This is a genomic window from Mesorhizobium hunchu (assembly GCF_040081975.1).
GTDB classification, from domain to species: Bacteria; Pseudomonadota; Alphaproteobacteria; order Rhizobiales; family Rhizobiaceae; genus Mesorhizobium; species Mesorhizobium hunchu.
This window is the reverse complement of the sequence record NZ_JBEBMG010000002.1, coordinates 1-18,324: the sequence shown is the minus strand read 5'-3', so window position 1 is coordinate 18,324 and position 18,324 is coordinate 1. Positions and strand designations below refer to the sequence as shown.

The 18,324-nt window shown below is 65.2% G+C and carries 19 protein-coding genes; 5 read left to right on the top strand and 14 right to left on the bottom strand.

What is annotated here, in order from left to right; all coding sequences use genetic code 11:
• Positions 1–89 precede the first annotated feature (89 nt).
• The 3 genes from ABMA46_RS03660 to ABMA46_RS03650 all read right to left on the bottom strand — a co-directional run bounded on the left by ABMA46_RS03660 (position 90) and on the right by ABMA46_RS03650 (position 1,544).
• On the bottom strand, positions 90–572 hold the full coding sequence (locus ABMA46_RS03660; RefSeq protein ID WP_348997955.1) for an EF-hand domain-containing protein: 483 nt from the start codon (positions 570–572) through the stop codon (positions 90–92).
• A 197-nt stretch (positions 573–769) separates the two neighbouring features.
• Positions 770–1,150 carry a hypothetical protein gene (locus ABMA46_RS03655; RefSeq protein ID WP_348997954.1) on the bottom strand — a complete coding sequence of 127 codons (381 nt, stop codon included), beginning with the start codon at positions 1,148–1,150 and terminating at the stop codon, positions 770–772.
• Positions 1,151–1,346: 196 nt separating this feature from the next.
• Entirely contained in the window at positions 1,347–1,544 is a 198-nt protein-coding gene (locus ABMA46_RS03650; protein ID WP_348997953.1) for an HAD family hydrolase, read from the bottom strand.
• 365 nt (positions 1,545–1,909) lie between these two features.
• Between ABMA46_RS03650 and ABMA46_RS03645 the strand changes: the two genes are divergently transcribed.
• Positions 1,910–2,578 carry a response regulator gene (locus tag ABMA46_RS03645; RefSeq protein ID WP_348997952.1) on the top strand — a complete coding sequence of 223 codons (669 nt, stop codon included), beginning with the start codon at positions 1,910–1,912 and terminating at the stop codon, positions 2,576–2,578.
• Positions 2,579–2,583: 5 nt separating this feature from the next.
• A complete protein-coding gene (locus tag ABMA46_RS03640) occupies positions 2,584–4,047 on the top strand; it encodes a sensor histidine kinase (RefSeq protein WP_348997951.1) in 1,464 nt (487 codons plus the stop codon).
• On the opposite strand, the gene ABMA46_RS03635 is transcribed toward ABMA46_RS03640, so the two are convergent.
• The 3 genes from ABMA46_RS03635 to ABMA46_RS03625 form a co-directional block, all read right to left on the bottom strand.
• A complete protein-coding gene (locus ABMA46_RS03635; RefSeq protein ID WP_348997950.1) occupies positions 4,028–4,903 on the bottom strand; it encodes an ABC transporter permease in 876 nt (291 codons plus the stop codon). The two genes, ABMA46_RS03640 and ABMA46_RS03635, sit on opposite strands and share 20 nt — an antisense overlap.
• A 10-nt stretch (positions 4,904–4,913) precedes the next feature.
• Positions 4,914–5,768, bottom strand: coding sequence for an ABC transporter ATP-binding protein (locus tag ABMA46_RS03630; RefSeq protein WP_348997949.1), 855 nt, complete (start codon positions 5,766–5,768; stop codon positions 4,914–4,916).
• Between the two features lie 139 nt (positions 5,769–5,907).
• Complete coding sequence (locus tag ABMA46_RS03625) at positions 5,908–6,930, bottom strand: ABC transporter substrate-binding protein (protein WP_348997948.1); 1,023 nt, start codon at positions 6,928–6,930, stop codon at positions 5,908–5,910.
• Between the two features lie 383 nt (positions 6,931–7,313).
• Here ABMA46_RS03625 and ABMA46_RS03620 point away from each other — a divergent pair, with 383 nt between their 5' ends.
• Positions 7,314–8,873, top strand: a complete 1,560-nt coding sequence (locus tag ABMA46_RS03620; RefSeq protein WP_348997947.1) for an FGGY-family carbohydrate kinase — start codon at positions 7,314–7,316, stop codon at positions 8,871–8,873.
• A gap of 16 nt (positions 8,874–8,889) precedes the next feature.
• Entirely contained in the window at positions 8,890–9,936 is a 1,047-nt protein-coding gene (locus ABMA46_RS03615) for a 2-hydroxyacid dehydrogenase (protein WP_348997946.1), read from the top strand.
• A gap of 80 nt (positions 9,937–10,016) precedes the next feature.
• On the opposite strand, the gene ABMA46_RS03610 is transcribed toward ABMA46_RS03615, so the two are convergent.
• The 8 genes from ABMA46_RS03610 to ABMA46_RS03575 all read right to left on the bottom strand — a co-directional run bounded on the left by ABMA46_RS03610 (position 10,017) and on the right by ABMA46_RS03575 (position 17,718).
• Positions 10,017–10,697: an HAD family hydrolase gene (locus ABMA46_RS03610; RefSeq protein ID WP_348997945.1), complete on the bottom strand. Its 681-nt coding sequence runs from the start codon at positions 10,695–10,697 to the stop codon at positions 10,017–10,019.
• Positions 10,698–10,722: 25 nt separating this feature from the next.
• Positions 10,723–11,508 carry an inositol monophosphatase family protein gene (locus ABMA46_RS03605; protein ID WP_348997944.1) on the bottom strand — a complete coding sequence of 262 codons (786 nt, stop codon included), beginning with the start codon at positions 11,506–11,508 and terminating at the stop codon, positions 10,723–10,725.
• The gene (locus tag ABMA46_RS03600) at positions 11,505–12,338 is read right to left on the bottom strand and encodes a phosphodiesterase (RefSeq protein ID WP_348997943.1); all 834 of its coding nucleotides are present in this window, start codon (positions 12,336–12,338) and stop codon (positions 11,505–11,507) included. Before ABMA46_RS03600 ends, ABMA46_RS03605 begins: the two co-directional genes overlap by 4 nt.
• A gap of 112 nt (positions 12,339–12,450) precedes the next feature.
• Positions 12,451–13,725: an ABC transporter substrate-binding protein gene (locus ABMA46_RS03595; RefSeq protein ID WP_348997942.1), complete on the bottom strand. Its 1,275-nt coding sequence runs from the start codon at positions 13,723–13,725 to the stop codon at positions 12,451–12,453.
• A 122-nt stretch (positions 13,726–13,847) separates the two neighbouring features.
• Positions 13,848–14,738 (bottom strand): carbohydrate ABC transporter permease, encoded by an 891-nt coding sequence (locus ABMA46_RS03590; RefSeq protein WP_348997941.1) that lies wholly within the window; start codon positions 14,736–14,738, stop codon positions 13,848–13,850.
• Positions 14,738–15,652, bottom strand: a complete 915-nt coding sequence (locus ABMA46_RS03585) for a carbohydrate ABC transporter permease (protein ID WP_425475696.1) — start codon at positions 15,650–15,652, stop codon at positions 14,738–14,740. Before ABMA46_RS03585 ends, ABMA46_RS03590 begins: the two co-directional genes overlap by 1 nt.
• A gap of 2 nt (positions 15,653–15,654) precedes the next feature.
• Positions 15,655–16,860 (bottom strand): ABC transporter ATP-binding protein, encoded by a 1,206-nt coding sequence (locus ABMA46_RS03580; RefSeq protein WP_348997939.1) that lies wholly within the window; start codon positions 16,858–16,860, stop codon positions 15,655–15,657.
• Positions 16,861–16,899: 39 nt separating this feature from the next.
• Positions 16,900–17,718 carry a metallophosphoesterase family protein gene (locus ABMA46_RS03575; protein WP_348997938.1) on the bottom strand — a complete coding sequence of 273 codons (819 nt, stop codon included), beginning with the start codon at positions 17,716–17,718 and terminating at the stop codon, positions 16,900–16,902.
• A 366-nt stretch (positions 17,719–18,084) separates the two neighbouring features.
• On the opposite strand from ABMA46_RS03575, the gene ABMA46_RS03570 reads away from it, so the two are divergent.
• Positions 18,085–18,324: FAD-dependent oxidoreductase (locus ABMA46_RS03570; protein ID WP_348997937.1), on the top strand; the 240-nt coding region annotated here is incomplete at its 3' end.

The following is an 18,324-nucleotide window of genomic DNA, read 5'->3' as shown; positions in this document are numbered from 1 at the left end:
AGGAGGTCACGGCCCCGAAACGCGACAGGGCCATGCAGCGCGAAACCGCATGGCCCCTCTTTCGTCGCGGCTTTCAGGCCGACGATCGCCTACTGCTTGTGCATCTGGCGGTGATGCTGCTTTCCATGTCCGCCATGCTTGCCCTTGTGAGGGCCGGCGTGATGGGCGGCGCGCAGTTCCTTGCGATCGAGCTTGCCGTCATCGTTCCTGTCGAGCGCGGCAAACTCCTTTTCTTTCTGCTTCTGGATCTCGTCCAGGGTCACCTTGCCGTCGCCGTTGACGTCGAGGCGGCGTTCCATGCGATCGGCCTGCCGCTCGATCATGCGCTTCATGACGAAGTTTTCGATCTCTTCGCGTGAAAGCGTGCCGTCATTGTTGGAGTCGGCTGTCTTGAGCTTGTCCATGTCGGAAAACTTCTGCAGGTCGATCGGACCGCGATTTCCCTTTTTGCCGTCCTTGGACATGTCGGTCGTTTCCTGGTTCACGTCCGACTTCTGCTCGTCCTGAGCAAATGCGTATCCGACCGAAGCAATAGAGGCCATCACGATAATGGAGGCGGCGAGTTTCTTCATCTTCTACTCCAATTTTTCTATCAACGCCTTGGGTGACGCACGACCGATGATCGTGCCCGCCACATGAACGGCCCATGAATGCTTCGATTAAATATTTGTAATATTAGGGATTTCCGAAATCCCGGCCTGTGACCGCCGATCATTTCCGCCGTTCCCTGCGTTAAGCGATGAACAGACGGCGGTGCGGTGACAAACGTTCAGAAATGTTCAGTCCTCCTCAGAAAGGAGAGGATGGCCGATGCCTTGCCGCGGAAATCGAAACACGCCTGCTCCGTCAGCGGCCTGCGGGCGACGGTGGCCAGTTCGGCGACAAGAAATGAGATATCCTCGGCCACGGCGACACAACGCATATGGTCTCCCTGTTTCGGCAACAAGACCAGGACACTTCCCAGCTCACGATATTCGATCGCCGCCATGCGCTGAATGGCAAAATCGCCGTCGACGCGAATGTCGAACGCCACCGATCCGCCGGTCCTCTCCGCTGCGGAACCGATCCGGTCGGAGAATGGCGGCGGCAACTCGGCGGCATCGCCGAACGATTCCTCCAGAAGTGCCAGTTCAACATGCGCCGCAACCATTGGGCGAGATTGCGACGCCAGAGGATTCCCACAATATGCCAACGGCCGGAATCCACAGCAAAACGCTGGAGCGATCGGCTTCCGGCGTGCAGAAATGAGGAAACGATGGCAATCGCGGTGAGCGAACGCCGCAACTCGAACCGGCAAGACGCAGACGCCTCCGGGCTGCGCGGCGGCCCAGTCATCCGAAGAACCGTCAGGCCGGGAACTGGTGCTGCAGCCAGCCGATCACGGCCTTGACGTCCGCAAGCATGAAGGCCGCACTCGTCTCTTCCCGCTCCTTCACCCGTACTGACACGCTGCCCATCTCGTTGACCGCCTCGAAGCCGGTCTCGTCGGACGTCTCGTCTCCGAGGAAGACCGGCATGCGCCCGTGAAAGGGAGCCTGCGCCACGAACCGCCCGATCGCGCCGCCCTTGACGGCTAGCGTTGCCGACCAGAGATCGGTAGCCTTCGGGCAGCGTCTCGAGCGCTTTGGCGACGCTCTCCTCTGCGCGCGCGAGAAGATGTGGCGCGGCGCGCGTATGGACCGCGAGCACGGCGCTTGCGCTCGACACGGATTGACGATGAGCGCCTCCAGCAATTCCTTGGTCGCGCCCGCGAACGTGGAAAGCAGGGGCCCCTGCCCGTCTTCGCGCGCGCGAGGCGCAATCGCGCCGAACCGCCGGCAATTGCAACCGGCCGCTGCTTTGACCGGTGGCGAGACATGGGCGATAAGCTTAACAGCGGTTTGCCAGATACGGGTGGCGGTGAACGGACATGCGGCTGTTGCTTGTGGAGGACAACAGGGAACTCGCGGAGTGGCTTGCCCGCACCCTGCGCCAGGCCCAGTACACGGTCGACGTCGTCTTCGATGGCGAAGATGCGGAACACGCGCTGTCGCTTGACGAACACGCGCTTGTCATCCTCGACATTGCGTTGCCGAAGATGAGCGGCCTCGACGTCCTGAAACGTCTCAGGGCCGCGCGCAATCCCGTCCCGGTGATCGTGCTCACCGCTAATGCGAGCCTCGACAACCGTGTTCGCGGCCTGAACGAAGGGGCGGACGACTATCTTGCCAAGCCGTTCGAGATCGAGGAACTGGAAGCCAGGATCCGGGCGCAATTGCGGCGGGTGAACAACCGCAAGGAGCCTGTCAGCCGCTGCGGCGATCTCTATTTCGACAGCAACACGCGCCTTTTCCGCCTCGGCGACGCCGCCCTGCCGCTCAGCCCGCGCGAGCACGCCGTTCTGGAACAGCTTTTCCTGAAAGCCGGGCACACCGTCAGCAAGACGGCGCTGTCGGCGGCGATCTACGATTTCGACACCGACGTCGATCCGAGCGCGATCGAGATCCACGTCCATCGCCTCAGGAAGAAGCTCGAGGGCGCCGGGGTCCAGATCACCACGCTGCGCGGCCTCGGCTATCTCCTGCGCGCGCAGGGATGACGGCGATGGATAGAGGGCAGGCGCCTCGGGAAGCCGCGGAAGGGTGGCGCCCCCTCGCCCGCATTCCGCGCTTCAAAAGCCTGCGGCTCCATCTGTTGTCCTGGGTGGTCGTGCCGCTCGTCGGCCTGGCCGCGGTCAATCTGTGGACGAGCCGGCACAATGCGGTGGAGACGGCGAACCTGGTGACCGACCGGATGCTGCTCGGATCCGCACGGGCCATCGCCGAACAGGTGACGGCGTCCGGCGGCATCATCGATGCGACGGTTCCGCCGGCTGCCATCGAGATGTTCGACACCGGCGACCGCGACAGCGTCTACTACCGGGTCCAGACCTCGGGCGGCCGGCTTTTGTCGGGATATCCGGAATTGCCGGCCGTGCCGGGCACAACAGGCACGGAGAAGGCGTTTCGCGGGCAGAAGTTGCGGCTGCGCAGCTTTTCGCACCCGGTGGTTGGGGCAGGCGCGGATTCGCCTGTCCTGGTGACGGTCGGCGTGACGCTGGAAGGCCGCAACGCCATGGTGCGCCGCTTGTGGCTGTCCGCATTTGCGCAGCAGGCCGCGCTGGTCCTCATCGCCGGCTTCTTCGTCCTGATCGGCCTTCGCCGGGGACTGGAACCTCTCCTGCGGCTGCGCGACATCGTCCGGTCGCGTGGCAACGTCGAGCTGGAACCCGTCTCCGTGCCGGAGGCGCAAACCGAGATCCGGCCCCTGATCGAAGCCCTGAACGGCTATATGGACCGCGTTCGAGCCCAGATGGCGGCGCAGCGCCGTTTCGTCGCCAACGCGGCGCACCAGTTGCGAACGCCGCTCGCCCTGCTCGCCACCCAGACCGCCTATGCCCAGCGCGAGATGAGCGTGCAAAGCCGCGAGGAGGCGTTGACGGCCATTCAGGCAAGCACGCGGCGGCTGGCGCGTCTGGCCGAACAGCTTCTGACCCTGTCGCGCGCCGAGCCGGGAAGCCGCCGCCCGCGGTCCGACGAGATCGATCTGACCGACGCCTGCCGCGAGGTGCTGGAGCGCCTTGCCCCGGTCGCCGTGGATCGCGGTATCGACCTCGGTCTCGAGGCGGAGGGTCCCGTCCTGGTGACCGGCGACAGGACGATGCTGGGTGAAATGATCGTGAACCTGGTCGACAACGCGCTGCGCCACGGGCGGCCTAACGGCAACGTCACGGTCGAGGTCGCGGAGCGAGACGGCAGGGCGGCGCTCACCGTCGCCGACGACGGCCCCGGCATTCCCGAGGCCGAGCGGGAACATGTCTTCGAGCGCTTCTACCGCATGGCGCAGGACGGCGTGGAAGGCAGCGGCCTGGGCCTGGCCATCGTGCGCGAGGTGGTCGAAAACGCCTCCGGGCAGGTGACCTTGTCCGAGGGCGTTTCCGCTGGGCTCGTGGTCAGCGTCGTGCTGCCTCTGAGACGTGTCAGGAAGCGTTCTTCGTCGCCCGCCGCGCTCAGTGGTCCTGGCCGCTGAAGGGCTGCGGCCGCCACTTCACGAGGCGGTTCTCGACCTGCGTGATCACGAACTCCACGGCCAGGGCCATGACCGCCAGTATGATCATCGCGGCGAACACGCCGTTGGCGTTGAAGGCGCCCTGGGCGGTCGAGATGAGCAGGCCCATTCCCTGCCTGGCGCCGAGGAATTCCCCGACCACCGCACCGACGAGGGCGAAGCCGAAGCTGACGTGAAGGCTGGCCAGAATCCAGCTCAGGGCCGAGGGGATGATGACCGTGCGCGTGATCTGCATCGGCGAAGCGCCGAGGATCTGGGCATTGGCGATCATGGCGCGGTCGGCTTCCCTGACGCCCTGGAAAGCGTTCCCGAAGACAACGAAGAAAACCATGACGAAGGCCAGCGCCACCTTGGACGGCATGCCCAGGCCAAGCGCGATGATGAACACCGACCCGAGCACGACTCGCGGCACCGAGTTGGCGATCTTGATGTAGATCGAGAAGACGTCGGCGAGCAGCCGGTTGCGGCCAAGCACGATGCCGGCCACGATGCCGGCCAGCGCGCCGATGAAGAAGCCGAGGAAGGTTTCCTCCAGCGTGACGAGGATCTGCTGCCACAGCGGCCCCTGCGAGGTGCCTTCGGTGATCCAGGCCCAGATCTGCCCGGCGATCCCGGAGGGACTGGAGAAGAAGAATGGATCGATCACGCCGGTGTCGGCGCCCAGTTCCCACAGGCCGAGGAAGACGGCGAGGAGCACGAGACGGAGTGTGACGACGAGCGTGTAGCGCTTGCGCGCGCGCGCCCTGGCGCTTCTTTCCGCCGAGGCGATCAGCGCCTCGCGGGATGTCGCGGTTTCTGTCAAGGACGTTGCGGACATGGGACCCTCCTCAGTGCCCGGTCTCGAGCGCGCGGCTCTGGCCGATCTGCACTTCTTCGCGCAGATCGTTCCAGATGACCCTTGCGATCTCGACGAATTGCGGATCGTAGCGGATGTCGGCCATGACGCGTGGGCGCCGCAGGTCGATCCGGTAGACGCTCTTGACCGTGCCCGGGCCGGCGGTGAGCACGTAGACCTTGTCGGCGAGCGCGATCGCCTCTTCCAGATCGTGCGTGACGAAGACCACCGAGGCCTTGAGCTCCGACCATAGGCCCAGCAGTTCATCCTGCATGAGTGTGCGCGTCTGTATGTCCAACGCGCTGAAAGGTTCGTCCATCAGCAGGATCTTCGGCTGGTTGATGAACGTCTGCGCCAGCGCGACGCGCTTGCGCATGCCGCCCGAAAGCTGGTGCGGATAGTGCTGCTCGAAGCGCGCCAGACCGACGCGACCGATCCATTCGCGCGCGCGGTCGTGAGCTTCCTTCCTGCCGACACCGCGATAGAGGGGGCCAGCCGCAACGTTTTCGATGACGTTGCGCCAGGGAAACAGCGCATCGGCCTGGAAGACGAAACCGATGTCGCGGCTGATGCCGGTGACGGGCTGGCCCATCACGCGAACCTCGCCGGTCGTCGGCCTCAGCAGGCTCGTCACGAGGTTGAGCGTGGTGGACTTGCCGCAGCCTGTCGGGCCGACGACGCAGGCGAATTCGCCGCGCGCGACCGTCATGGTGAAATCGCGGATCGCCGTCATGGTGTTGCCGTCCGGCGTGGTGAAACGCAGCGTGACGTCGTCTATGAGAATGGCCGCGTCATTTGCGGCGACATTCGGCGACACCTTTCGCGCCGCCGCGTTGTGCGTGTTCATTGGACTCTCCGTTGAAGGGCACGAGGCCGTCGCCGGACGGAATCGCCGGCCCGCGGCTGGATGGCGGGCTTCGAAGCCTCGGCAGCAGGATTTCAGGGGCAACAGGCCCGGCCGAGGCCGGACCTGCGCGCTCCTGCTCTCAGTTCGAAGTGAGCTTCTTGTTCGCCGCGTCGACGAACTCGGTCGTGTAGGTCTTGGACAGATCGATCTCCTTGCCCTTGACGGTCTTGGAGAAGGTGGCCTGCACCTTGAGAACCGTTTCGGGGCCGCCCTCGGGCATGCGCCCGTCAGGCGTGAACATCGCCTTGCCGCCGGCCAGACCCTGCACGTAAAGGTCCTTGTCGCCGGCGTAGTAGTCCTTCGGCATCTTCTCCGCGATCTCCTCGGCGGAGTGGGTGGCGATATAGTGCATGGTCCTGACCATGGCGTTGGCGAGCTTCTGCGCCTCGTCCTTGTGATTCTCCAGCCAGCTCGACTGGACGTAGAAAGAGGCAGCCGGATAGAGGCCGCCCAGCGCCTGCTTGGTCAGTTCGGGGGTGCGCATGTCGACCAGCACCTTCGCTTCCCCGGTCTTGAGCAGGCGCGCGATGGTCGGCTCGGTCGTCATGCCGGCCTGGATCTGGTCCTGCTTGATGGCAGCGATGAAGGTGTTGCCGGCGCCGACCGGCAGCAGCGTATAGTCGCCCGCCTTGAGGCCAGCGCGAACGGCGAGATACTGCGTCAGGAAGTCGGTCGAGGAGCCAAGGCCGGTGACGCCGAGCGTCTTGCCCTTGAAGTCGGCCGGCGACTTCATCTCGGGATGCTGCGCGGACACCAGTTCCACTTCGCCGGGCGCCTGGCTGAACTGGACGATCGATTCGATGTATTTGCCCTTCGACTGGAGATCGACGGTATGGTCGTAGAAGCCGACGACACCCTGCACGGCGCCGGCGAGAAGCTCGTTCTCGGCCTCGACGCCGGCCTTGGTGTTGAGAAGCTCGACGTCGAGCCCCTCATCCTTGAAATAGCCGAGTTGCTGGGTGAGCACTGCCGGCAGATAGATCTGCTTTTCCATGCCGCCGACGATGATCGTCAGCTTGTCCGCCGCCCTGGCGGCGGGAGCACCGATTGCGATTGCGAGAACCAGCGCGGAAAGCGCCGAACGGATTACGGGTCGGGTCACAGGTTTCCTCCACTTTTAAACGGCGCCTTTGGCGCGGCCGACGCGGCTGCACGCTGGCAACCCGACATCCTCCTGCCGGGAACCGCATCGTGACGATACGGCAGGCTAGCTTTCAACTCGCTTTCAGCCGACGGCGCTGCTTGCCGTTGATTTCGGTGAGCGCGGCCACGCAGTGCCTTGACAAAGCGACGGCTATGTTTGAAATTTTTTGCATGAGGCGATAAATTTTTCATATAAGAATAGTCCGGCCGGCGGCGGATCGAGGACGCCGCGGCGCTTGCGTCGATGCGCGGAACCGGCCGATCGCGCGATAGCGAAGGACGCTGGCGGTTGCCTGGGGTAAAAACCTCCCCACGGCCGCGCTTGGAGGGACGGGAGGAGACATGGCGGACACGATCATCATCGGGATAGACGCGGGAACATCGATCATCAAGTCCGTGGCGTTCGACGCCGGAGGCCGGCAGATCGCGTCCGTGGCGCTTCCCAACACATATGAAATCCTGCCCGGCGGTGGCGCGGAACAGGATCTCGGCCGCACATGGGCCGATACCGCCGCCTCGCTGCGCCAGCTCGCCGAAAAAGTTCCCGACCTCGCGCGGCGGACGGTCGCGGTGGCGGTAACCGGACAGGGCGACGGCACCTGGCTGATCGACGGCGAAGGAGAGCCTGTCGGCCCGGCATGGCTTTGGCTCGACGCTCGTGCGGCTCCCACGGTCGAGGAGATACGGGCATCGCCGGACGACCGGGCGCGCTTCGAGAAAACCGCGACCGGCCTTGCCGCCTGCCAGCAGGGCGCGCAACTCGCGCATATCGGCCGGCACATGCCGGAGCGCCTGAAGGGCGCCGCCACCGCCTTCCATTGCAAGGACTGGCTCTATTTCAAGTTGACCGGCAGCCGCGCCACCGATCCTTCCGAGGGCTGCTTTACTTTCGGGGATTTCCGCCGTCGCGCCTATGACGACGAGGTCGTCGGCCTGCTCGGGCTGGAGGGCATGCGTTCCCTGCTGCCGCCGATCGTCGACGGCACCAGGCAAAATGCCGGACTTTCACCGGAAGCCGCCGCTGCGACCGGGCTGAAAGCCGGCACGCCGGTGGCGCTCGGCTATATCGACGTCGTGTGCACGGCGCTGGGCGCGGGCCTGTTCGACCGCCGGGCGACGCCCGGATGCACCATCATAGGCTCCACGGGCATGAACATGCGGCTGGTCCTGTCCGCCGATCAGGTCGAGCTGAACGACGACGCCACCGGCTACACGATGTGCATGCCGGCGCCAGGCGTCTTTGCGCAGATGCAGTCCAGCCTGGCCGCCACGCTGAACATCGACTGGGTGCTGTCGCTGGCTTCCGACATTCTGCGGACGCAGGGGATCGAACGCGGCCACGACGACCTGATCGGACTGATCGACGGCTGGGTCACGGCGGCTTCGCCCGGCGCCCTGCTCTACCAGCCCTACATTTCCGAGGCCGGCGAACGCGGGCCTTTCGTCGACGGCAATGCGCGGGCCGGCTTCGTCGGCATCTCCCAGCAGCACGGCTTCGGCGATCTCGTCCGGTCGGTGCTCGAAGGCCTCGCCTTCGCGGTGCGCGACTGCTACGCGGCGATGGGTCCGCTGCCGCAGGAAATCCGCCTGACAGGCGGAGCGGCGAAAAGTCCGGCGCTTCGCGCCATGCTGGGCGCGGTTCTGGGCGCGCGCACGAGGACCAGCCGCAGGGTCGAAGCGGGCGCCGCGGGTGCGGCGATGATCGCCGCCGTCTCCACCGGACACTATGCCAGCATGGACGAATGCGCCGCCGAATGGGTCGATCCCATGCTCGGCGAGGTCGAGGATCCGGACACCGCCCTGGCGCAGCGATACGGCAAGGTCTTCGACGCCTATGTTGAGGCGCGCACGGCCCTGCGCCCGGTCTGGCGGTCGCTTGCCAGCGCGCGCAAATCCATCTGAACATCGGGATAGAAGCATGACGACAGCGCGAAGGATTGCGATCATCGGGGACCGGTTCATGCTGCCGGAGGTCTTTCGCACGGAGATCGACAAGGCATGCGGACCGGGACACGACATCCGCACGCGCGAGGACGCCTGGCCTGACGAGCCGATGGAGCATGGCTATTCGGTGGCCGGGATGGATGGGCTCAAGGAGTATTTCGGGACGGCCGACGACGTGGTGGACTTCGTTGGCGACGCGGAGATACTGGTGACGCATCTCGCGCCGCTTTCGGCGTCGATGATCGAGCGCCTGCCCGCGTTGAAGATGGTCGCCGTTTCGCGCGGCGGCCCCGTCAATGTCGACGTGGCCGCAGCGAAGAAAAAAGCTATCCGCCTTGTCAATGTACCGGGCCGCAACGCCAGCGCCGTGGCCGAATTCACCATCGGCGCCATCCTGGCCGAGACGCGCCTTATCCGGCTCGGCCACGAGGCGCTGCGCCGTGGCGATTGGCGCGGCGACCTCTACCGCGCCGACAGGACCGGCCGCGAACTGAACGAGATGACGGTCGGCGTCGTCGGCTATGGCGCGATCGGAACCCGCGTCGTGCGCCTGTTGAGGGCGTTCGGCTGCCGCATACTGGTTGCGGACCCCTATGTGCAACTGTCGGAAGAGGATCGGCAGGCCGGCGTTTCGCTGGTGCCGCTGGACCAACTGCTCGCCGAGGCCGATGTCGTCACCCTGCATCCGCGCGTCACCGAGGAAACCCGCCACATCATCGACGAGGCGGCGCTGGCGGCGATGAAGCCGGACGCGCTTCTGGTGAACACCGCCAGGGGACCGCTGGTCGACTACGACGCGCTCTATGCGGCGCTGTCGTCTGGCAGGCTCGGCGGCGCCATGCTCGATACCTTCGCCGTCGAGCCCGTTCCGACGGACTGGCCCCTGCTCAAGCTTCCCAACGTGACGCTGACCCCGCATGTGGCGGGCGCATCGGTCCGCACGGTGACGTTCGCGGCCGAAAAAAGCGCCGAGGAAGTGCGCCGCTATATCGCCGGCCTGCCGCCGGTGAATCCGTGCTGACCTTGCGGAGACCTACCATCTCCTGTGCATAGGCGCCGAGGCGGCGGGGAAACCCGGATGGCTTCCGCCGGACCTGAAATCTACGCCGAGACGGGCGCGATCAAATCCAGGCGAGAGAGTTCGCCCTCGACTTCGTCCCAGGTCGCGCATACGGTTCCGGCGCCGGCCGCACGCAGTTTTTCGGCATGGCCCGGATAGGTATGGCCGCCACCGATGAAGCCGATGGCCGCCATGCCGGCGGCGACCGCGCCCTGCACGCCGAAAGGCGAATCCTCGATGACGGCACAGTGCTTCGGGTCGGCACCCATCCGTTCCGCCGCGAACAGGAAAATATCCGGCGCCGGCTTTCCGCGCGCGACCATGGAAGAGGAAAATATGTTCTCGCCGAAATACGGCGCGAGCCCGGTGACCGACAGGCTGTGGTGGATCCGCTCCAGCGAGGAGGACGAGGCGACGCAGCGGGGATTGGGCAGCCGTTCGAGGAACGGCTTGAGGCCAGCCATCGGCTGCAGCCTTTCGGTGAAGAGCACCTTCACCTCGTCCCACAGGCCCGCGGTCTGATGCTCTTCGAGATGATGGCCGGTCGTGAGCCTGATGCGTTCCAGGATATCGGCCTGCTTCATGCCGACGCATTGCAGGACAGCCTGCGGGTCGAGTTCCATGCCGTGCTTCGAATAGACCCGCTGGTAGGCGAGCGCCGCCAGCGGTTCGCTGTCGACCAGCACGCCGTCGCAGTCGAATATGATCAGTCCGTCCGTCATGCTCTCTCCGTTTGCGGACCGATAATCACAGGTCCCGCAGCGCTTCAAGCAATTCGTCGTGAATAAGCCCGTTCGAGCCGATCTTCTGCGTGTCCTCGTCCACGGAGTCGGCGCCCGAAAGCGTGGTGACCTTTCCTCCCGCCGCCCGCAGCAGCGGCATGGCGGCGGCGTAGGACACGATGTCGGCCTTGATCGAGACCGCCGCGTCAAGCTGGCCGGCGGCGACGGTCGAATATTCGAAGGCGCCGGAGACGATCACCCGTACGCCGCGCGCGCCGATGCCGAGGCGTCGGATGATCTCGGCCGTGCGCGCCACCTCTTCGGCTGAGAAATGAGACGTCAGGACGACGGCAATCACCGCGTCGGCCAGCCTTGCCGTGGCCGAGACCTTCGCCGGCCTGCCGTTGACGGTGGCGATCCCGTCGCTGGTGTACCGCGCCTCGAATCCGGCGGCGGGCGCGACGGTCAGGCCGACCCTGGTCGCGCCCTGTTCCTGATAAGCCAGGGTGACGGAGAACCACGGCAGGCCGGACGCGTAGTTGATGGTGCCGTCGAGCGGGTCGACGATCCAGCGGCTTTCGCCCGGCGTTCCCGTCGTGCCGGCCTCCTCGGACAGGATGGACGCCTGCGGCGTCAGCGCGCGCAGGCCATCGATGACGATGCGCTCGGAGGCGAGATCGGCCGCGGTGACAATGTCCAGCCCTTCCTTGCGGGTGACATCGAGGCGCTGGTCGCGCATGGACATCAGCGTCGCCGCGGCCTTGCGGGCGATGGCATCGGCAGAGTCCAGAATTTCCTGATAGCTGCTCATTTCTCGTTCTTTCCGGGGTAGTCGACGTCGGTGACGAAATCGCGGGCGGGGCCGAAATCGCCGATCGGGGCGATGTGAGAGACGATTCCGGTTTGCGGCGACCAGGCATGCAGCGCGAAGGCCGGCGGCTCGAAGATGAAGCGGTTGGGCTCGCCCGGACGCAGGTCGAGGGCCACCTGGTGCGCAACGCCCGGCGCGACGAAACCGACCGTGCCGGCAAAGCGCGTGGTGATGGGTCGATGATAATGCCCGCAGGCCACACGCTCGATCTCGGCATGAGCCTTGACCATGTCGCGAAAGCCGTCGCCGACCGCGCACATCATGATGTCCATGCCGTGGACGCCGACCGGAAAGGGCGGATGGTGCATGAAAACGAAAGTCGGACGGCCGTCACCCTCGGCGAGCCGCTCGCCGAGCCAGGCCTCGCGCCGGGCGCAGATCGCCCCACCGTCCTCTCCGGACTGCACCGTGTCCAACCCGATCAGCCGGACCGGAAAGTCCTCGACCGTATAGTGCAGGAAGTCCGGCGACTGGCGCAGATAGGGAAATTTCGGCGCCATCACGTCGCGCATCGTCTCGCGCCGGTCGTGGTTGCCGGGGATGACGAAGACCGGCATGGGCAGCGCGGACAGCATGTCGGCGACCAGCGCGTACTCCTCCGGGCGGCCGCAATCAGCGAGGTCGCCGGTGACGAGCACGCAATCGGGCGCCGGATCGAGGGCCGCGACCGTCGCGATGGCGCGTCGGGTCATGGTGTTGGTCTCGAGGCCCTCATAGGCCATCTGACCGTCGGGTCGGATATGGAAATCGCTGATCTGGGCAATGAGCATCGGGGGCGTCCGGCTGGATGAACGAAAGGCTGACAAAAGAAGGGCGCCGCACCGGCGCCGCCCTGAGGAGGCGCGCCGGCCGCAATCGGGCCGGCGCGCATGGCATGGCGCCTTATTTCATGAGCGCCTGGGTTTCGGAAACGAGGCTGTCGAGACCGTCCTTGATCGACACGTCGCCGCTCATCACCTTGCTGATGATCTCGCGCTGCGTGCGCCAGATGCGGACCGTGTTGCCGGCCGAATAGCCGGGCCATGGACGCGACATCGCCATCTGCTTGGCCACGGTGGCGTAGTTCGGGTCCGCCTCGTAGAACGGGCCGAGATAGTCGGCGCCGGTGGCGGCCTTGTTGGTCGGCAGGTAGCCGCTCATCTTGACGACCTGCTCCTGCGCCTTGGGGCCGGTGACGAATTTGAGGAACTCCCAGGCAGCCTTCTGCTTGGCCGGGTCGGAGGCGGTGATCACCGCCGCGTTGCCGCCGGTCGGCAGGCCGCCCTTCTCCTTGTCGTCGACCGGGAAGACGGCGGTGCGCAGCTTGAAGCGGTCGCCGATCAGTTCGGTGTCCTGGCTGAGGCGGGCCGGCGTGTCGAAGAAGAGGCCGATCTGCCCGGCGATGAAAGCCTGGCGCGACTGGTCCCAGTCGATCAGCGGCATGCCGGCGTCGGTGACGAAGCTGCGGAAATATTCCAGCGCCTTCTTGCCGTGCTCGTCGCCGAACGCGACCTTGCCGTCCTTGGTCAGTTCGCCGCCGCCCTGCATCAGCATGGCGTCCCAGAGCCATTCGTCGGGCCAGTCATGGATGTTGTAGGCGAGACCGGCTATGCCGGGGCCGGTGGCCTTGATCTTCTTGGCGAGTTCCATGATGCCCGGCCAGTCGGTCGGCATGTTGTCGGGATCGCCGCCGGCCTTTTTGACCAGGTCGGCATTGTAGAACATGATCGGCATGGAGGCGTTGAAGGCCAGCCCGTAGAGCTTGCCGTCCACCCGGCCGAGGTCGAGAATGTTGTCGGCGTAGTTGGCGTCGCGCCATTCCTTCGGCTCGGCGTCCATCAGCGGACCGAGGTCCATGATCTGGTCGCGCGCCTTCAGCTTGCCGACCAGTTCGTGCAGGACGTGATAGCCCGAATAATAGACGTCGGGCAGGTTGTTGGTGATCGAGGCCCGCAGCATCGCCTGGTGGCCTTCGTCGTAGCTGGCGGCCGGCGCGCGGAACTGGATCTTGATGTCGGGATGTTCCTTCATGAATTCCGCGGCCAGCGGCTCATGGAACTTCGCGAAGGCCGGGAACGCGTAGTAGACATCGAGCGTCACGGGGGACTGGGCAAGCGCCGTCGACGCCGCTCCCAGCAATGCGGCCGAGGCCGCGATGATTTTTGACAGGAATTTCATTCAGGCTTTCCTCCGGTTGGTCATGCGATTTGCCCGATGGTCTTGAGGCGATGATGCCGCCTTGCCCCCGAAGGTATGGGGGACCGGCGCGACCGGGCTTCTAGCCGCGCCAGTTGTCAGTTTTATTTCACGCCGGTCATCGTGATGCCCTCGATGAAGCGGCGGCGTGCGAACAGGAACGCGAGCAGCAGAGGCGCGGTCAGGATCGTCGCGGCGGCCGTCAGCGCGCCGTAATTCGTGCCGGCCTCGGCGTCCGAGAAGAACATCATGCCGAGCGGCGGCGGCGCCAGGTTGACGTCGGATATGACGATCAGCGGCCAATAGAGATCGTTCCAGTGCGCGACGAAGGAGAACACCGCGAAGGCGGCGATCGCCGGCATGGCGCTGGGCGTAACGATGCGCCACACGATCTCGAATTCGCTCATCCCGTCGAGCCGCGCGGCGTGGATGATGTCGTCGGGAAAGGACCGGAAGAACTGCCTGAACAGGAAGATCGCGAAGACGGAGAGGAAGAACGGCACCATCATGGCGAAGTAGGTGTTGAGCAGGTCCATCTTCGCGAGAGCGATGTAGATGGGCAGCGCCGGCACCTGCTCGGGCACGCACAGGCCGAGCAGGACGAGCACGAAGAGCAGGTTGCGGCCCGGGAACTTCAGCTTGGCCAGCGCGTAGGCGCAGGGAATGGCGGTGAGAAGCTGGATGATCAGGATGCCGCCGCACACGATGATGCCGTTGAGCGCGAAGCGCAGCAGCGGCGCGCTGGTCAGCGCCATCGCATAGTTCTCGAAGCCGTAGAAATGCTTCGGCCATATCCTGAGCTGGGCGTTGAAGACCTCGTCCGGCGGCTTGATCGAGGTCACCAGCATCCACAGGAACGGCAGGAGAATGAACGCCGCGCCGGTGATCAGGATGGCATGGGTGATGAACAGCGAGGCGAAGCGCCGGCCGGCAGATCCCGCCGGCGTCTTCGGTGTGCCCGCGATCGCGGGAGCGGTGATGCTTGTGTCGGTCATCAGTAATGCACCCTGCGGTCCATGACGACGGTCTGGAGGATCGAGAAGACCAGAATGAAGATGAGGAAGATGAAGGTGAGCACCGACGCATAGGCCATGCGGAAGTACTGGAAGCCTTCGAGATAGACCTTGTAGAGCAGGACCTCGGTCGACCCCACCGGACCGCCGTGGGTCAGCACCGCCACCGTGTCGAAGACCTTGAAGGCGGTGATCGAACTGGTGACGATGACGAACATGGTCGTCGGGCCCAGCAGCGGCCATGTGATCGTCAGGAACCGATCGATCTCGCCGCCGCAGCCGTCGATTTCGGCAGCTTCGTAGAGATCCTTGGGAATGGTGGAGAGACCCGCCAGGAACAGGATCATGTTGAAGCCGACCAGTTGCCAGATGCCGATCACGGCGAGCGTCGGCAGCGCCAGCGAAGGATTGCTGAGGAAGGCGATTTCGCCGATGCCGAGCCAGCGCAGCACCGCGCTGACCGGGCCGAGGCTGGGGTGAAGCAGGAACTGCCACACCGTCGCCATGGCGATGAAGGTCGATGTCACCGGCAGGAAGTAGATGATCTCGTAGAGCGAGCGGGTGCGTTTGCGGCGGTGGACGAGGACGGCGACCAACAGCGACAGGATCACCGATCCGGGCAGCACGATCGCGACATAGAGGAGCGTATTCTTGAGCGCGCGGCGGAATTCCGGATCGGTCAGCGCGGCGGTGATGTTCTGCAGCCCGACATAGTGGAGGCCCACGTCGCCGAGTTCGTAGTCGGTGAAGCTGAGATAGGCGAGCACGCCGAGCGGCACGAGGATCGTCAGGACCAGGAGCAGCAGGGCGGGCAGCGCGAAGCCGCCGGCGACCAGCCTCTCGATGAATGCCTGCCGGGCGCCGGGGCGGGCGATCGGAGCGGAGACGGCCGTCACGCTCATGATGCGCGTGCTCCTTCGGCAAGACGCAGCTTGCCCTTGGGGGCAGCGGAGGATGCGCCTTGGGATTGTGCGTCCACCCGGTTCCCGGCAGCGTCGAAGACATGGCATGCCGAGGGGTTGAACAGGAGTTCGGTGTTCTCGACCTCGGCGTCGGGCACGCCTGCGCCGATGCGCGAGGTCACCGAAGTCCCGGGCAGCGACGGAACGTCGAAATGCAGGATCTTTTCCGAGCCGAGATGCTCGCTGCGCCGCAGCGTCGCCGCAAGCGAGACCTGGTCCGGCGATTGGCGGGCTGTCGCGCCGGGCAGGATCATTTCCGGGCGGACGCCGATCGTCGCCTTCTCGCCGGCCTCGAGGCCGGTGTCGATCGGCAGCGATTTTCCGAGCAGTTCCAGCCGTCCGCCGGCACCCACGGTCGCGGGAATCAGGTTGATCGTCGGGCTGCCGATGAACTGGGCGACCTGGATGTTGGCGGGTCTCTCGTAGAGTTCGTCCGGCGTGCCGAGCTGAAGGATATCGCCGCCTTCCATCATCGCCACCCGGCTGGACATGGTCATCGCCTCGACCTGGTCGTGGGTGACGTAGACGAATGTCGCGCCAAGTCTCTGGTGGAGTTCCGCCAGTTCGCTGCGCATGTGGACGCGCAGCTTGGCATCGAGGTTCGACAACGGCTCGTCCATCAGGAAGGCGGCGGGCTGGCGCACCATGGCCCGGCCGAGCGCGACGCGCTGGCGCTGGCCGCCCGAGAGCTGCGCCGGCTTGCGCTCCAGCAGCGGCTCGATCTGGAGCTGGGACGCGATGGCCCTGACCTCCTTGCCGATCTCCTGCATGACCCTGCGGCGGCGGGGCGACAGCAGGCGGATGAGGGGCAGGCGCTCATACAGGCTGAGCCCGGTCATCGTCAGGGGAAGGGCGATGTTGTTGAAGACGGACATGTGCGGGTAGAGGGCATAGCTCTGGAACACCATGGCAATGCGCCGCTCGTGCGGCCGCAAATGGTCGATGGGCGCGCCGTCGACGAGGATCGAACCCGAGCTCTGCGGCTCCAGACCGGCGATGATGCGGATGAGCGTCGATTTTCCGCAGCCGGACGGGCCAACGAGGGTCAGGAACTCGCCATCCTTGATGGAAAGGTTGATGTCCTTGAGAACCTTGTGGGCTCCGAACGACTTCGAGAGGTTCTTTATGTCTACTGCAGCCACTTGTGGTTGCTCCGTTTCGCGAACAATCGGGTCGAGGCGCTACCGCGGCGGGTAGACCTCATGCACGACATCATCGATGAAGAAGGGGGAAAGACCGGGAATCTCGCTGGGCCGCACCGTGTAGTCCGATCCGGAGAATTCATACACGAGCGCGCCGAGACGGGCCTCTCCGGCCATGCCTTCGGGTTGCAGCGTCGCGCCGACCAGGAAGCCGGACGCCGGCCCCCACAGATACCTGACGCCGTCGATCTGGCGATCGTGCAGCTTGTGCAGGTGGCCGCTGGCCACGAACGCCACGTCATGGCGGCGCGCCATGTCGAGCAGGCGCGCACGCGGCTCCGGCGTCGGCGCCCAGTAACCCACGTCGCCCTCGGTCGGCTCGCCGATGAAGAGCGGGCGGTGGGTGAACCAGCCGATCCGGCGCCCGGACGCTTCCTGCATGACGGTTTCCAGCCATGCGGCCTGCTCCGCTTCCGCCGGCTCGCCGCTTCCCACCAGCATGGAATCGAGGCCGATCAGGCGCCAGTTCTCTATGTCGCGGTACCACCAGTCCGGACCGAAATGGCGGCGCCACCTGTCGAGCCGCTGCACGTTTACCGGCTGGTGCCTATGCTTCGGCTCGCCGACGTCGTGATTGCCGGGAACCGCGAGATAAGGGATGCCGATGCTGTCCATCATCTCGGCGCAATAGCGCATGTCTTCCTCGACATCGGCGCCATCCACGGTGACGTCGCCGGTGTGGACGATCAAATCCGCGCCACTGGCCTTCAGCCAATCGACGAGCGGCTGCCAGTTCGCATGGAAATGCCGCTTTCCAGGACTGAGATGGGTGTCGGATATCTGCACTATTCGCGTCATGGAACGTCGTGAACCTCTGCCGCTTCACGCGGCGCTGACATCGTCATTTGAAAACGCCGCACGGCGGCTGGCGCATTCTTTCTCCCGCATGTGAAGGCATGACGACGATGCACGGCGCTCCCGCCAAGGAGCCGCATGACGCCGCCGCCTCCGGGAGCGGCTCACTTCGTCGAAATAGCTTTGATCGGCATGTCGGACCTCCCAGTCACGTTTTCCGTCGATCGCCTCGATAGTCGGGGCGATCCCCAGGTCGGAAAACTTCCTCCAGCTTTCGATTGAAAAAAATTTCACATGTTGATAAAAATATCAAGGCAAAAAAGCAGGAATTCGGCGACCCCTTGCGGGACGGCGCCGTGAGGAGGCGGGATGGGCGCGCAAGCCGGGATGGTCGATCTGTTTGTGATCGGCGGTGGGATCAACGGTGCTGGTCTTGCGCGGGATGCGGCGGGGCGTGGGTTGTCGGTTGTGCTGGCCGAGAAGGGGGACCTGGCCGAAGGGACGTCGTCGCGCTCGGGCAAGCTGGTGCACGGGGGGCTGCGCTATCTCGAATATTACGAGTTCCGGCTGGTGCGCGAGGCGCTGATCGAGCGCGAGGTGCTGTTGAAG

Excerpts from the sequence above, each read along its gene's own strand:
- ABMA46_RS03615 (WP_348997946.1), top strand. The coding sequence starts at position 8,890 with ATGACGACAGCGCGAAGGATTGCGATCATCGGGGACCGGTTCATGCTG.
- ABMA46_RS03610 (WP_348997945.1), bottom strand. The coding sequence starts at position 10,697 with ATGACGGACGGACTGATCATATTCGACTGCGACGGCGTGCTGGTCGAC.
- ABMA46_RS03660 (WP_348997955.1), bottom strand. The coding sequence starts at position 572 with ATGAAGAAACTCGCCGCCTCCATTATCGTGATGGCCTCTATTGCTTCG.
- ABMA46_RS03600 (WP_348997943.1), bottom strand. The coding sequence starts at position 12,338 with ATGCTCATTGCCCAGATCAGCGATTTCCATATCCGACCCGACGGTCAG.
- ABMA46_RS03635 (WP_348997950.1), bottom strand. The coding sequence starts at position 4,903 with ATGTCCGCAACGTCCTTGACAGAAACCGCGACATCCCGCGAGGCGCTG.
- ABMA46_RS03590 (WP_348997941.1), bottom strand. The coding sequence starts at position 14,738 with ATGACCGACACAAGCATCACCGCTCCCGCGATCGCGGGCACACCGAAG.
- ABMA46_RS03605 (WP_348997944.1), bottom strand. The coding sequence starts at position 11,508 with ATGAGCAGCTATCAGGAAATTCTGGACTCTGCCGATGCCATCGCCCGC.
- ABMA46_RS03640 (WP_348997951.1), top strand. The coding sequence starts at position 2,584 with ATGGATAGAGGGCAGGCGCCTCGGGAAGCCGCGGAAGGGTGGCGCCCC.
- ABMA46_RS03595 (WP_348997942.1), bottom strand. The coding sequence starts at position 13,725 with ATGAAATTCCTGTCAAAAATCATCGCGGCCTCGGCCGCATTGCTGGGA.
- ABMA46_RS03655 (WP_348997954.1), bottom strand. The coding sequence starts at position 1,150 with ATGGTTGCGGCGCATGTTGAACTGGCACTTCTGGAGGAATCGTTCGGC.
- ABMA46_RS03645 (WP_348997952.1), top strand. The coding sequence starts at position 1,910 with ATGCGGCTGTTGCTTGTGGAGGACAACAGGGAACTCGCGGAGTGGCTT.
- ABMA46_RS03620 (WP_348997947.1), top strand. The coding sequence starts at position 7,314 with ATGGCGGACACGATCATCATCGGGATAGACGCGGGAACATCGATCATC.
- ABMA46_RS03630 (WP_348997949.1), bottom strand. The coding sequence starts at position 5,768 with ATGAACACGCACAACGCGGCGGCGCGAAAGGTGTCGCCGAATGTCGCC.
- ABMA46_RS03575 (WP_348997938.1), bottom strand. The coding sequence starts at position 17,718 with ATGACGCGAATAGTGCAGATATCCGACACCCATCTCAGTCCTGGAAAG.